We start from the raw sequence: 14,021 nt of genomic DNA, 5'->3' as shown, positions 1-14,021 counted from the left end.
ATGCAGCTCCTGTGCTCAATTGCGTGGCGGCCCTTTGAGATCCAGCGGCGCGGCGTTGTCCGGGCGCCCGCGAATCAACGACTCAGGGTGGCGACCGAGGTAATCCGACAGTTCACGCAACGAGCGTGACATGCGCCCGAGCTCGTCGAGGGTCTCGGTCAGCTGCTCACGTTGCGGTGAATCCTCGGCCAAAGTCGAATTGGCGGACTGCAAGGTCTTGCTGACGTCGGCGAGGGTGCTCTGTACGCCCGGCAGGGTCTTGGCATTGAACTGCTTCAGGCCTTTGCGCAGCTCGACCAGATTGCCGTCGAGGTTGCTGGCGATGCGTTCCACCGGCAGCGCGTTGATCTTGTTGACCATGGCTTCGAGTTTTTCCTGCAATTGCTCGAGGCTGCCAGGAACGGTCGGAATGGTGATTGGCCGTGCCGTAGGGTCGAAAGCGACTTTTGGTGCTTTGGGGTAGAAATCCAGCGAAATATACAACTGCCCGGTGAGCAGGTTGCCATTGCGTGCCTGGGCGCGCAGGCCATTTTCAACGAAAGTGCCGAGCAGACGCGCGCCGGTGGCTTCGTCGTTTTCGTCGCCATGGTAGGTTTTGAGAATTTTCGCGTGGGCGCGGCCGAGTCGCTGCGGATAAATGACGATGCCGACATTCACCGGAAAGGTGCGCTTGACCTCATCGAAATCGAGATTGACCGCCACTACCCGGCCGATTTCGATACCGAGAAACTCCACAGGCGCATCAACCTTGAGCCCGCGCAAGGCCTGATCGAACCGCAGCGCCAGATACTGCGCTTTGCCGTCAGGCGGGGCGAGGGCGGCGGCCTGATTGGCGAACAGTTCGAAATTCTTGTCGTCGCCGGCCGGCGTGTCGTTGGGGCTGTAGTCCGGCGCGCGGAAAGCGATGCCGCCGACCAGCAAGGTCGACAGCGATTCGGTTTTCACCGCAAAGCCGTTGGCGCCGACATTGATGTCGATGCCGCTGGCGTTCCAGAAGCGGGTGTTTTCGGTGACGTAGGCGTCATTGGGCGAATGCACGAAGACTTCGATATTGACGCCTTTGCCATCCTGGTCCAGCGCGTAGGACACCACCTGGCCGACGGGAATCTTGCGGTAATAAACGGGCGAGCCGATGTCCAGCGAGCCGAGGTCGGAGGTGTGCAGAGTGAAGCGCTTGCCCGGCTCGCCGTAGGTGATCGGCGGCGGATTCTCGAGGCCTTTGAAGTTCTTTGCCCGAGTGTTCGCTTGGCCGATGTCAGCGCCGATATAGTCGCCCGACAGCAGCGTATCGATGCCCGAGACACCGCCGGCACCGATGCGCGGGCGCACCACCCAGAACTGCGAATCCTCGCGGGTGAAGGCTTCGGCCTGTTTGGCCAGTTTGATCGTGGCGTTGACGTTTCTGTGATCGTCGGCCAGTTCGACTTCCGAGACATGGCCGATGACCACGTTGCGGTACCTGACTTCAGTCTTGTTGGCGGTCAGGCCATCGCCGGTCTTGAAGGTGACGGTGATGGTCGGGCCTTCCTGCAGGATGGTGTGGATCACCAGCGAAATGCCCACCAGCACCGCGACGATGGGCACGATCCACACCAGCGAAATGCCGAAACGGCGGGTTTTGATCGGCGCCTGACCGGGTGCTCGCGGCTCGTCGCTGGCTGACGACTTCATCCATGTCCTCCTCAATTATTCGGGCACTGAGCGTCAGAAACGCAAAAGCACTTCATCAATATAGAAGTGCTTGGCGATAGAGCAAATGTGTATAGCTGGCGTGGGACGCGATTGCAGTGCAAGGAGCTACCGAACGCTGCGACCTTTTGATCGAGTTTGGAGCGCTGAGCGTCCCGGGCTGCATTCCCACGCAGAGCGTGGGAACGATCAGTGTAAGCGCCTGTTAACCGAGCATTTCACGCAAGCGATACCAGAACATGCCCAGGGCCAGCAGTGGCGAGCGCAAGGCAGGGCCGCCAGGGAACGTCATGTGCGGCACGCCGCCGAACACGTCCATGCCTTGGCTGTGTCCGGCGTGGATGGCTTCGCCCAACAACTTCGCACACCAATGGGTGACATTGAGGCCATGGCCTGAGTAGCCCTGCGCGTAAAACACGTTCGGATGCTGCTTGAGCCGGCCGACCTGGGGGAAGCGATTGGCGGTGATGCCAATCTTGCCGCCCCACTGATAATCGATGCGCACATCGGCCAGTTGCGGGAACACCTTGAGCATTTTCGGCCGCATATAGGCGGCGATATCCGCCGGATCGCGGCCGGAATAATGACAGGCGCCGCCGAACAGCAAACGTCGATCCGCCGAGAGTCGGTAATAATCCAGCCCGACTTTTTGATCGCACAGCGCCAGGTTCTGTGGAATCAACTGCGCGGCGCGGCTCTCGTCCAACGGCTCGGTGGCGATGATGTAACTGCCGGCGGGCAGCACTTTGCCGCTGAGTTTCGGTTCCAGTTCATCCAGATGCGCGTTGCAGCCGAGCACCAGGCTGCCGGCGCGCACTGAACCCGTGGCGCAACGGACCTCGACAGTCGGGCCATGGAGGATTTCCAGCACCGGGCTGTGCTCGAAGACACGCACGCCCAGCGATGCCGCGAGACGCGCCTCACCTTGCACCAGATCCAGCGGATGCAAATGCCCCGAACCCATGTCGATCAATCCGCCGGCGTACACACCGGCGTCGACCACTTGCTGACGGATCTGCTCCGGGCCGACCAGCCTGGTTTCGTGGGCATAGTCGAGTTCGGCGAGGCTGTCCTGTTCCTGCTTGAACGCGGCGAATTGCGCGGCGGTGTTGGCCAATTCGCAAAAGCCCCAACGTAGATCACAGTCGATGGCGTTTCCAGTGATGCGCTGGCGCACCAGCTCCACCGAATCGATGCCGGCGCGCTGCAGATAACGCACGCCGTCCTGGCCGATATAGCGGGCGAACCCCTCAACTTCGTGGCCGATGCCGCGAATCAGCTGACCGCCATTGCGCCCGCTGGCGCCCCAGCCGATGCGCCGCGCCTCGAGCAAAACCACCGACAAGCCGCGCTGCGCCAGTTCAATCGCCGTATTGACGCCGGTGAAGCCGCCGCCTATCACGCAGACGTCGGCAATCAGATCGCCGTCCAGCGCGGGGTAGGGTGTGGTCGCCCGTGCAGAAGCAGCGTAATAGGAACGGGTGTGCTGTGCGCTGTGCTGAGTCATTTGTTCGACTTCACTTTGCTCCACGACCGGGTCATCAGACGCATGATCGCCTGGGGCGGGGTCGAGGAAATGTAGAGTTTGTCGAGCACCGATTGCGGCGGATACACCTCAGGATTGTTGACCAGTTCCTGATCCATGAACGGCTTGGCCGCCGGGTTCGGGTTGGCGTAGCCGACGGTCGCGCTGACCTTGGCGATCACCTGCGGATCGAGCAGGTAATTGATGAAGGCGTGGGCCTCTTTGGCGTTGCTCGCGTCGGCCGGAATCGCCAGCAGATCGAACCACAGGTTGGCGCCTTCCTTGGGAATGGCATAGGCGATATTCACACCGTTCTTGGCTTCCTTGGCCCGGTTGGCGGCCTGGAACACATCGCCGGAATAACCGAACGCGACGCAGATGTCGCCATTGGCCAGGTCCGAGACGTACTTGGAGGAATGGAAATAGGTGATGTACGGGCGAATGCTCAGCAGCTTGGCTTCGGCCTTTTTATAGTCCTCAGGGTTTTCGCTGCGCGGATCCATGCCCATGTAGTTGAGGATGGCCGGGAACACTTCGTCGGCGGAGTCCATCATCGACACGCCGCACTGGCTGAGCTTTTTCAGATTCTCCGGTTCGAACAGTACGGCCCAGGAATCGATGTGGTCGATGCCGAGCACTTGCTTGACCTTGTCGACGTTGTAACCGATGCCGTTGGTGCCCCACAGGTAAGGCACCGAGTGCGCATTGCCGGGATCATTTTTCTCAAGCAATTCAAGCAGTTTCGGGTCCAAGTTCTTCCAGTTTGGTAACTGTGAACGATCGAGCTTCATGAACGCGCCGGCCTTTACCTGACGGGCGAGGAAGTGGTTGGACGGCACTACCACGTCGTAACCGGTCCGGCCGGCGAGGAGTTTGCCTTCAAGGGTTTCGTTGGAGTCGAAGACGTCGTAGATCACCTTGATCCCGGTCTTGCTCTGGAAGTCGGCGAGGGTGGTTTCGCCAATGTAGTCGGTCCAGTTGTAGACGCTGACCTGGGGCTCGGCTTGGGCTGCTGCGCTGAACAGCACGCTCAGCGCGACGGGAAGTATGGATTTCAATGGACGCATATCGACACCTCTTCTTGTAATGATCGTTCCCACGCTCTGCGTGGGAATGCCGCAACGGACGCTCCGCGTTCGGCTTTGGATGGGACGCAGAGCATCCCGGGATGCATTCCCACGCGGGAACGTGGGAACGATCAACTGTGCGGCCGTCTTCGCGAGCAGGCTCGCTCCCACAGGGACGGAGCGCCGTCAGACGCTGAGCAGCAGGAATTCGCGCTCCCACGAGCTGATGACGCGTTTGAAGTTTTCGTGCTCGGCGCGCTTCACTGCCACATACCCGCGGACGAATTTGCTGCCCAGGTACTCAGCGACCTTCGGGCACTCTTCCATTTGCGTCAGGGCTTCTTCGATGGTGATGGGCAAGCGCAGATTGCGCCGTTCGTAGGCCCGGCCTTCGACCGCTGCGCTTGGCTCAATCTTCTCGACCATGCCGATGTAACCGCACAGCAGGCTCGCGGCAATCGCCAGATAAGGGTTGGCGTCGGCGCCGGGCAAACGGTTCTCCACGCGCATCGATTCAGGCCCCGAAGTCGGCACACGCAGTCCAACCGTGCGGTTCTCTTCGCCCCATTCGACGTTGACCGGTGCCGAGGTGTCCGGCAGGAAGCGGCGGAACGAATTGACGTTGGGCGCGAACATCGGCAGGACTTTCGGGATGTACTTCTGCAGCCCACCGATGTGATGACGGAACAGTTCACTCATGTTGCCCTCGGCATCGGCGAAGATCGGCTGACCCGTCGCGATCTCGACCACGCTCTGGTGCAGGTGCATGGCGCTGCCCGGCTCGTCGCCGATCGGCTTGGCCATGAACGTCGCAGTGACGTTGTGCTTGAGCGCCGCTTCGCGCAGGGTGCGTTTGAACACGGTGATCTGGTCGGCCAGATCCAGCGCATCGCCGTGGCGGAAGTTGATTTCCATCTGCGCCGGGCCGTCTTCATGGATCAGCGTGTCGAGATCCAGGCCTTGCAGTTCGCACCAGTCGTACACGTCTTCGAAGAGCGGATCGAATTCGTTGGCGGCATCGATCGAGAATGACTGACGCCCGCTCTCCGCACGGCCCGAACGGCCCAGCGGCGCCTTGAGCGGCAGGTCCGGATCTTCACAACGCTGGGTCAGGTAGAACTCCATTTCCGGCGCGACAATCGGCTTCCAGCCCTTGTCGGTGTAGAGCTGCAGGACTTTCTTCAGCACATTGCGCGGCGACAGTTCGATCGGATTGCCGAACTTGTCGAAGGTGTCGTGGATGACGATGGCAGTCGGCTCGATTGCCCACGGAATGACGTAGACGGCATCGGAAACCGGTTTGCAGACCATGTCGATGTCGGCCGGGTCGAGCAGGTCGTAGTAGATGTCGTCGTCGACAAAATCCCCGGTTACCGTTTGCAGCAGCACGCTTTCCGGCAGGCGCATGCCGCGCTCATGCAGGAACTTGTTGGTCGGTGCGATCTTGCCGCGGGCGATGCCGGTCAGGTCGCTGACCACGCATTCGACTTCGGTAATCTTGTGATCTTTCAGCCAGGTGAACAGCTGATCGAAAGGGGCGTTCATAAAGACCTCGTTATTGGTTTTGTAGACGCCGGGGAGGGCGGGTTTCATCTTCCGCCCCTTCCCCTGTGGCGCGTTGGCGACTATCTTGGGCGCGGCTTGCGATTCCATCTATCCACTTTCAGCAGCACCAAAGCGCACCAAAAGAGTGCGCAAGGTCACCCCATGACAACGTGCAATCCGCTTCAGGTACAAGCGTTCAATACCGCCGACGTGGCCGAGCAAATCCGCGCCACACCGGGCTGGGTCCAGCATTACCAACAGATGTCGCCGGGGCATTTCGCCGGGCAGATTCGTTATCTCGATCTGCAGGGCGTCGAGGTTTACGAGGAGCAGATGAACACCCGGGTCGAGCAGAATTTCAGCGCGCCATCCGGGGCGCTGGCGTTCTGCTTTGATCGCAGCGACAACGCGCTGTACCTGCTCAACGAAGAGAGCCGCAACATCTGGATCACCCCGGAGAACTACCGGGAAATCGCCGTGGTATTTGGTCCGGACTTCGTCCGCGAGCACGGTTTGCAAGTAGCGAAACTCGAAGGGTTGTTCATGGCGCCGCTCAACTGCGGACAGAACGCTTTGTTCAGCGGCTGGTTAAGCTCGATTCTCACGAAGTTATCGCAAGCTGCTGATCCACTTGATAAAGATCGACTGACGCAGCAGTTGCTTGAGGACTGCCTGTTCATCCTTGATAACGCTCACACCGGTCTGGATCGTGGCGGACTACAGCGGCGCAATGACGAACGCCAAATCATGAAGCGAGTAGGGGAGTGGGCGGCTGATTCGCCGGAAGACACGGTCAATCTGCTCGAACTTTCTCACGTTGCCGGCGTACCGCTGCGCCAGCTGCAACAGGCTTTCAAGGCTTACACCGGGATGACCCCGAGCCACTGGTTGCGCCTCAGGCGGCTGAACAGTGCGCACCGTGAATTGCTCAAGCGCAGGCCTAGCGAAACCACCGTTGCGGAAGTGGCGATGCGCTGGTCGTTCTGGCATCTGGGGCGGTTTTCCAGCAGTTACCACGCGCTGTTCAAGGAGCTGCCGAGCGAAACGCTCAAGCGCTGAACAGAAAAAGGCTTTGTGTCCTTGGCGAAGTTAAATAGAATCAGTCTCATTTGAATCTACCTTCGCGCAGGGTCTCTTGAGATGATTGAAGCCACGTCACCGTCGGAGCAGAGCCTGCAGCAGTTGTATCGCGAGCACCGCGGCTGGCTGGAAACCTGGCTGCGCCGGCGCATGGGCAACGCGTGGGATGCGGCTGACCTGAGTCAGGACACCTTTCTGCGCGTCCTGTGCAACGCACCGCCACTGGCCGAGTTACGCGAGCCGCGCGCGTATTTGCTCACTGTCGGCAAACGCCTGCTGAGCAATTTCTACACGCGACGCCATCTGGAAAAAGCCTACCTCGACGCCTTGGCCCAAATGCCGGAAGCGTGCGCACCGTCGCCGGAACAGCGCTGGTTGCTGCTGGAGACCTTGCAGGCGCTGGATGAATTGCTCGATGGCTTGCCGCGAGCGGTGCGCCGGGCATTTCTTTGGAGTCAACTCGAAGGCCTTGGCTACCGCGAGATCGCCGAGCGCTTGCAAGTTTCTGAACGGACCGTCAAACGTTACATGGCCCAGGCGTACGAGCATTGCCTGCTGGTGGAGCTGTAATGCGCGTTGCCCCCAGCGAGGAAACGCGGGAAGTAGCACGAGCGGCGGCGCAATGGCTGGCCTTGCTTGAATCCGGCGGTGCCAGCAATGAAGATCACGCGCGATTGCAGCATTGGCGTAGCAGCGACAGTCGCCACGAGAACGCTTGGCAGAAAATCCAGCAGCTTCGCCAGCGTTTCGCAGGTTTGCCGCCGACACTGGCCATGGCCACGCTGGACCGGCCGGATCCGGCGCGGCGCGCGGCGCTCAAGCGTGCTTTGGGCGTGGCCGCGCTGGTGCCGGCGGTGTGGTTGATCGGACGCGAACTGCCGCTGGAAGTGTGGCGCGCCGATATGCACACCAGTACCGGTGAGCGGCGCAAAGTGCAATTGGCACAGGGTTCTTCATTGCAACTCAACACCGACAGCGCGGTGAATGTCGATCTGCCTGCACGTCAGTTGACGCTGATTCGTGGGGAAATGGGACTCAGCGTGGCGGGCGATGCGGCCTTTATCGTCAACGCGCCTTATGGGCGGATGATCGTCAATCACAGCGACATCTCGGTGCGCCTCAATGCACGCAATTGCCAGGTCTGCGTGCTGCGCGGTTCGGTGCAATTGCAGCCGCTGCACGGCCCGGCGCTGGTATTGAAGCAGGGCCAGCAAGTCAGCCTGCAAGCTTCGGGCGCGGGAGCGGTGACGGCGTTCGATGCATTGATGCCGGGTTGGCGCGACGGCGTGCTGATGGCGCAAAACCAGCCGCTGGGTGATTTCCTTCGCGAGCTGAGTCGCTACCGCTCGGGTGTGTTGCGCTGGGATCCGGCGCTGGAATCGCTGCGCATCACCGGCAGTTTCCGCCTCGACGATACCGATCAAGTGCTCGCACTGCTGGCAGCCAGTTTGCCCGTCGACGTGCAAACGCGAACGCGATTTTGGGTGTCACTGGTACCGCGCGCAGAAAAAACTGGCTGAAGCCTGTCCCTTTTTTCGCCTCGCTGGTCATTCCAGGCAAGTGAACAAAATCGAGAGCTTCTTCCAATGCCCGCAGTATTTCCAGGTCGTTTGCGTCCGTTGTTGCAGTTGAGCCTTTTGCTGAGCCTGAGTGCCAGCCCCGTGTTGATCCAATCGAGCTGGGCCGACGACGGCAGCCGCCGCAGTTATCAGGTGCCGGCCGGTAGCCTGAGTGCGGCGCTGACGCGTTCTCGCCGGTCTCGCCGGGGTCAATCTGTCGGTGGATCCGGCACTGGTCAGCGGCCGCAACAGCAATGGTTTGTCCGGTGAATATGGCGTGGAGGAGGGGTTCAGCCGGTTGTTGCTGGGCTCTGGTTTGCAGCTGCAGCCGGTCGGCGATCAGGCTTATACGCTGGTGCCTGCGGCAGAAGGCAGCACCTTGCAGCTTGCGCCTACCTCGATTCTTGGCGCGAGCGACTCGGCGGATGCCGACGTGTTTGCCGGCGGTCAGGTCGCACGGCGTGGCTCGCAAGGGCTGCTGGGCTCCGGGGATTTCATGGAAACCCCGTTCAGCATGACCACTTACACCAGCGAAACGGTGAAAAACCAACAGGCGCGCACGCTGGGCGACCTGATCGGCAGCGACCCTTCGGTACGCGCAACCAACCCGGCCGGTGGCCGCTACGAGCAATTCACCATCCGTGGTTTCAGCTTGTTCAACAGCGACGTTTCCTACAACGGCCTTTACGGAATTTTGCCGACGTACACCATCGACATGGAAATGGCTGATCGCGTCGACATCCTCAAAGGCCCAAGCCAATTGATCAACGGGATTTCGCCACGGGGCAGTGTAGGAGGGGGGATCAACGTCGTGCCGAAACGCGCGGCTGACAAGCCGATTACCTCGCTGACGACCAATTACGCCTCGAACAACCAGGTCGGCGGCGCGGTGGATGTCGGTCGGCGCTTTGGCGAAGACAATCAGTTCGGGGTGCGCTTCAACGGGGTTAAACAGTCCGGGGATACCGAATGGGATCATCAGAGTGTCGATCGCGACATGGCAGTAGTCGGTCTGGATTTCCGTGGTGAACGCTTGCGACTTTCCACCGATATCGGCCACACCGAGCGCGACACCGACGCACCGCAAGAACGCGTGCAAGTCGCCGCCAATGCCAAGGTGCCGAACGCCAATGATGTGCGCGACAACTATGCGCAACCCTGGAGCCAGGCGCGCACCAAAGACACGTTCGGCACGGTCAACGGCGAGTTCGATGTCAGCGATTCGGTGATGCTGTATGGCGGCGTCGGCGCACGCAAAAGCAATCACGACTTCTTGCGCCATGCTGTTTCGGTGACCAACGATGCCGGTGACTTTAGCGTCCAGCCGCGAGATTTCACCCGCGACGAAAACGTTCGTACGGCTACCGCTGGGGTGCGTAACTGGTTCCAGACCGGGCCGGTCAGCCATGAGGTGAACCTGGCGGCCAACTACTTTTATATGGACTTCGAAAACGGCGGCGCCCGTTACGCGGCCGGGCGCAGTAATCTCTACGACCCGGTGGAAATCGCCAGACCCGGCACGCCGACCCGCAATGACGCCAAGGTCTACACAGAGAACCGCTTCAGCGGCGTGGCCTTGTCCGACACGCTCGGTTTCTTCGACGATCGCCTGTTGCTGACTTTGGGCGCGCGCTGGCAGCGGGTCAAAGTCGATGACTGGAGCGACGGCATCAAGGGCGACACGGCTTACGATGAGGAAAAAGTCTCGCCGTCGGGCGGAATTCTGTTCAAGGCAACCGACAAACTTTCGCTGTACGCCAACTACATGGAGGGTCTGAGCCAAGGCAAGATCGCGCCATCAACGTCAATCAACGAAGACGAAATCTTCCCGCCATTCATCAGCCGCCAGGTCGAAGTCGGCGCCAAGTACGACGCGGGCGCATACGCGCTGACGGCAGCGGTGTTCCGCATTAAACAACCGGCGTACGAAACCAACGCCACCACGCGAGTCTTCGGCCCGAACGGCAAGCGCGAGAACAACGGCGTGGAACTGAGCGTGTTCGGCGAACCGCTCAAAGGCTTCAGGTTGCTCGGCGGTGTGATGTACATCGATAGCGAACTGAGCCAGACCACCAACGGCACGTTCGACGGCAATCGCGCACCGGCGACACCCAAATACAACGTCAACCTTGGCGCGGAGTGGGATTTGCCAAACGTGCAGGGGCTGACCCTGACCAGTCGCGGGATTTACTCGAGTTCGCAGTATCTGGATCAGTCGAATGACAAAGAAATCGACTCCTGGGAACGGTTCGACGTAGGCACACGCTATGCTTTCAAACTGGATGAGAAGACCATTACCTTGCGCGCCAACGTCGAAAACGTGCTGGATAAACGCTATTGGAGTTCGGCGGGTGCATCGGATGACAGTGAGCCGGGGTTGACGCTTTCGACGCCGCGAACGTATCTGCTGTCGGCAACGGTGGATTTTTAGTGGAGTGGGGGAAAATCGTCGAATGTCGCCAAGAATACGTTAACTCCACTAAATGACCGTTTAGTTGAGCTAAACAAAAATACGGGCAACATCCCGGGGAAGGCCATGATTCAGCGTAAGCCGAATGCTACAGATGTGATTGCTGCGCTGAATCTACAGCCTCATGTCGAGGGCGGTTATTACCGCAGAACCTATCAAGCTGATCACCGTGATTACCTCGAAACGCAGAGAGGCCCGCGATATCTATTGACTTCGATCTACTATCTGCTCACTGAGCAATCGCCGGTGGGCCAGTTTCATTTCAACCAGTCCGACATCCTGCATTATTTCCAGTTGGGCGACGCCATCGAATACCACCTGAGCCACGCTGACGGCTCACTGCAAACGCTGGTAATGGGCAGCGATGTTTTGGCAGGCCAGCAATTGCAATTGCACGTATCGGGTGGAATTTGGAAAGCCTCTCGATTACTGGAAGGCTCGAACGGCTTTGGCTTGATCAGCGAAGCGGTTTCGCCTGGGTTTGATTTTGCCGATATGGAAATCGGTGATCGCACAAAACTGACGACGCAGTTTCCGCAGCATCGAGCGCTGATCGAAAAGCTGACGCGTGATGATGGATGAGAGTTGGAGAATGCAGGTTGTAGGGAAAGCTGGTTTTGAAGCGGCAACGCAGCTTCAAATCTCTCGGGCGACCGCGCTAATCTTGTAATACTTTGTTGCGTGTAATGTATATTATGTTAAATGATGTATGTGAGTGGCCTTGACTCTTAGCCAACTGCAGCACCTCTTGAAGTCATCGCCTAACCGATGCCGTTCGCTCGCAGCTTCAACAACCAATGTCGCTCGGTGGTCCATCCGAGGAAAACCCGAGCCCCTTCACTTCCTTGGCGAGCCTCCGTCAAAGGAGCTCCAGAAGCTGCAATTCGCAGTCCCGTAATCGCCGGCAGAAACCTTTCACGAAACGCACCAGGCTGTTTCGCGAAATGAGCTTCGATACTCGCGACTGCGTATTGCCTTTCTTCCTCACCGAGCATCGCTAGATAAAACACCATCTGCCGCCAGGCATAGGCCGTATTCTTAATCATCGCCATGCTGCTGTGATAAAGGCGCAATTTCATCTGTTGGCGTACGCATATCCATCTGAAGCATTCCTCGGCCATCGAAGCCAGGCGATGCTGCAACAGCGCCTTCAACCCGAGCTCACCAAACAACAGCGCAAGGTTTTGCGTCGTCAGGATCTGTTGTTGCTCGATGATCTTCCCGTTAGTCGCCGGTCGCCATGTCCCCGGGCCCTCATCAGCCCGCTGGGAGCACAATCTGGCCAATGCGTCACTGGAACTAGCGTCAGGCCTGGCAAACCTTTTACGCCTGGATTTCGGCTGATCGGGAAGGCTCACCAGTTGGTCTGCGTCGATGTCGTAGTAATTGGCGTATAGCGAGCCACCTATCAACGATGCCGCCTGCCTGGCAGCTTTTGTGTACTTGTTGGAGAAAGCGCCCATGAAAATGTCCGAGGCGACTTCTTCAACAAAAGGCAGATCCAGCTTGGCCATCGCAGCAAGCGCAGCAAATTCCTGAATGAGTTTGTTGGGCAGGATCGCTTGAGGAAAAGCGCAAAGAGTCATTGCTGCGGATTGGATCAGGAAGTGTTTCGCTGCCTCAGCGACCACCTCGTCCGTTTCTCGCTGGTCTTCAACAGCCGCCACCCACGGCAATTCCTTCATTTTGACCTGGGTTTGCAGATCCAATAGCAACAATGATCGGCGTTGTCGAAAGGCGCGATAGGTTGCGACAGACAGCATCCGCAGCGACGTATCGCGAAATCCTGCGCTGCAGAGCTCAGCCGTTATCGCTGGAAGCAGACGCGCCACGGTATCGCCAGATGTAATCAATCCCTTCTCGATCAACTCAGCAATTGTGCCCTTTCGACACCGCTCGACGCGTCGACGAATATCAGGAGGAATGCCGATACCTGTTAACAGCGAATGTGCGGTCGCTTCTTCGCAGGTAACGGGTTGCAACAGAGATGAAAAGTCGGAAACTCCGTCCGAACCGGGATACCTGCTCAGACGTGCGGCAACCGCTTTAGCAAATAGATGGTGCCCGGGTGAGGACACGTGACTGCATTGAGACTCTCTGTGCATTTGATGAGATTCGGATTCGGGATGACCATGCTTGCTTACGAAATCGTCGACGATCCTGCGAATTCGTCCGACTTGCCGTCCCGTAAGCGACGCCGCATCGCTAGCGCAACTCCCCAGCAGTGCAAACAACTCCCCTACTCGATCCCTTGAGCTTTCAGCTTCACCTGAAGCGCTGGGGCAAGAAGCATCGAACTGCCGCTTCAGAATTTTCGCCTGCTCGAACCAGCCCTCGGGGTACCGGCGACAAGGCCAATCATCCTGATACGTTACAAGGAACAGCGACACCGCCGAATCGTAAAGCGGTAAACGAGTTTCCACGACATGCTTCTGCACTGCCACGCGCGCCTGTGCCGGGCGATTTGAAAGCACGGCTCTGACATCCCCAACAGTAAAAACCTGCACTTGAGCTGTTGAAAGCGGCAAACCGTCAGAAGCCATCGGAAAGAATCGCAGCTGTTGAAAGAAAGGCGCTATCGCTTCAACCAGGTCCCATGCGGTCTCTTGACGTTGCTGCCCCAGCAACCAGGCCACCGTCAGCAGTGCAGCTTCTTCGGGCACCTCGATTCGATAATCCCCGCTCGCCAGCTTAGTTTGCAGTACCTCAATCCCCTCCTCCGTAAGGTGCCAAGTGTTGAGATCAAGTCGCTCGAAGCCAGGACGGATACCTGGAATCGAAGCAGCCAGCTGTCGCTCGTACTCGGTCAGTGCACCGCCGGCCATGAACTGCCCAGTGGCGAAACCTCCCGTGACGACTTCCAGCGTGATCCACTCAGGCACATCCGCGAATGGAGTTCGTGAGCCATACGACGCGGATCCCTGCAATATGTGCTCGATTACATTGCGCCAGCGCTCGATGCGCTTGCTCGTCCGTCCGTTATTATCGAGGCCCGATGCAGCGAGTGCCCGAGACAGTTGAAAGGCTGCACAGCCGGCACCTATGCCGGCATTTGCATTCGATTTCCTATCGTTCTTGGGCATGAG

9 protein-coding genes and 1 pseudogene are annotated in these 14,021 nt (G+C 59.0%); 5 read left to right on the top strand and 5 right to left on the bottom strand.

Annotation, left to right across the window (positions count from 1 at the left end; translation table 11 throughout):
• Window positions 1-15 precede the first annotated feature (15 nt).
• The 4 genes from ACZZZ4_RS23030 to ACZZZ4_RS23015 all read right to left on the bottom strand — a co-directional run bounded on the left by ACZZZ4_RS23030 (window position 16) and on the right by ACZZZ4_RS23015 (window position 5,826).
• Entirely contained in the window at window positions 16-1,671 is a 1,656-nt protein-coding gene (locus ACZZZ4_RS23030; RefSeq protein WP_463548867.1) for a PqiB family protein, read from the bottom strand.
• A gap of 223 nt (window positions 1,672-1,894) precedes the next feature.
• Window positions 1,895-3,196, bottom strand: coding sequence for an NAD(P)/FAD-dependent oxidoreductase (locus ACZZZ4_RS23025; protein WP_415762437.1), 1,302 nt, complete (start codon window positions 3,194-3,196; stop codon window positions 1,895-1,897).
• Window positions 3,193-4,281, bottom strand: a complete 1,089-nt coding sequence (locus ACZZZ4_RS23020; RefSeq protein ID WP_415762438.1) for a polyamine ABC transporter substrate-binding protein — start codon at window positions 4,279-4,281, stop codon at window positions 3,193-3,195. The genes ACZZZ4_RS23025 and ACZZZ4_RS23020 overlap by 4 nt, the downstream gene beginning before the upstream one ends.
• 186 nt (window positions 4,282-4,467) lie before the next feature.
• Entirely contained in the window at window positions 4,468-5,826 is a 1,359-nt protein-coding gene (locus ACZZZ4_RS23015) for a glutamine synthetase family protein (RefSeq protein ID WP_016774729.1), read from the bottom strand.
• Between the two features lie 162 nt (window positions 5,827-5,988).
• Here ACZZZ4_RS23015 and ACZZZ4_RS23010 point away from each other — a divergent pair, with 162 nt between their 5' ends.
• The 5 genes and pseudogenes from ACZZZ4_RS23010 to ACZZZ4_RS22990 all read left to right on the top strand — a co-directional run bounded on the left by ACZZZ4_RS23010 (window position 5,989) and on the right by ACZZZ4_RS22990 (window position 11,517).
• The gene (locus ACZZZ4_RS23010) at window positions 5,989-6,885 is read left to right on the top strand and encodes a helix-turn-helix domain-containing protein (RefSeq protein WP_129999333.1); all 897 of its coding nucleotides are present in this window, start codon (window positions 5,989-5,991) and stop codon (window positions 6,883-6,885) included.
• 81 nt (window positions 6,886-6,966) lie between these two features.
• Window positions 6,967-7,476, top strand: coding sequence for a sigma-70 family RNA polymerase sigma factor (locus ACZZZ4_RS23005; RefSeq protein WP_039762918.1), 510 nt, complete (start codon window positions 6,967-6,969; stop codon window positions 7,474-7,476).
• Entirely contained in the window at window positions 7,476-8,426 is a 951-nt protein-coding gene (locus ACZZZ4_RS23000) for a FecR domain-containing protein (protein ID WP_463548866.1), read from the top strand. Before ACZZZ4_RS23005 ends, ACZZZ4_RS23000 begins: the two co-directional genes overlap by 1 nt.
• 66 nt (window positions 8,427-8,492) lie before the next feature.
• Window positions 8,493-10,896: pseudogene (locus tag ACZZZ4_RS22995) on the top strand (TonB-dependent siderophore receptor).
• Between the two features lie 105 nt (window positions 10,897-11,001).
• The gene (locus ACZZZ4_RS22990) at window positions 11,002-11,517 is read left to right on the top strand and encodes a cupin domain-containing protein (protein WP_463548865.1); all 516 of its coding nucleotides are present in this window, start codon (window positions 11,002-11,004) and stop codon (window positions 11,515-11,517) included.
• A gap of 179 nt (window positions 11,518-11,696) precedes the next feature.
• On the opposite strand, the gene ACZZZ4_RS22985 is transcribed toward ACZZZ4_RS22990, so the two are convergent.
• Window positions 11,697-14,018: a hypothetical protein gene (locus tag ACZZZ4_RS22985; RefSeq protein ID WP_463548864.1), complete on the bottom strand. Its 2,322-nt coding sequence runs from the start codon at window positions 14,016-14,018 to the stop codon at window positions 11,697-11,699.
• Between the last annotated feature and the right edge of the window lie 3 nt (window positions 14,019-14,021).

Source organism: Pseudomonas sp. AC252 (assembly GCF_979258105.1).
Note: the sequence above shows the minus strand (reverse complement) of the source record. Positions and strands in the feature narration are given on the sequence as shown.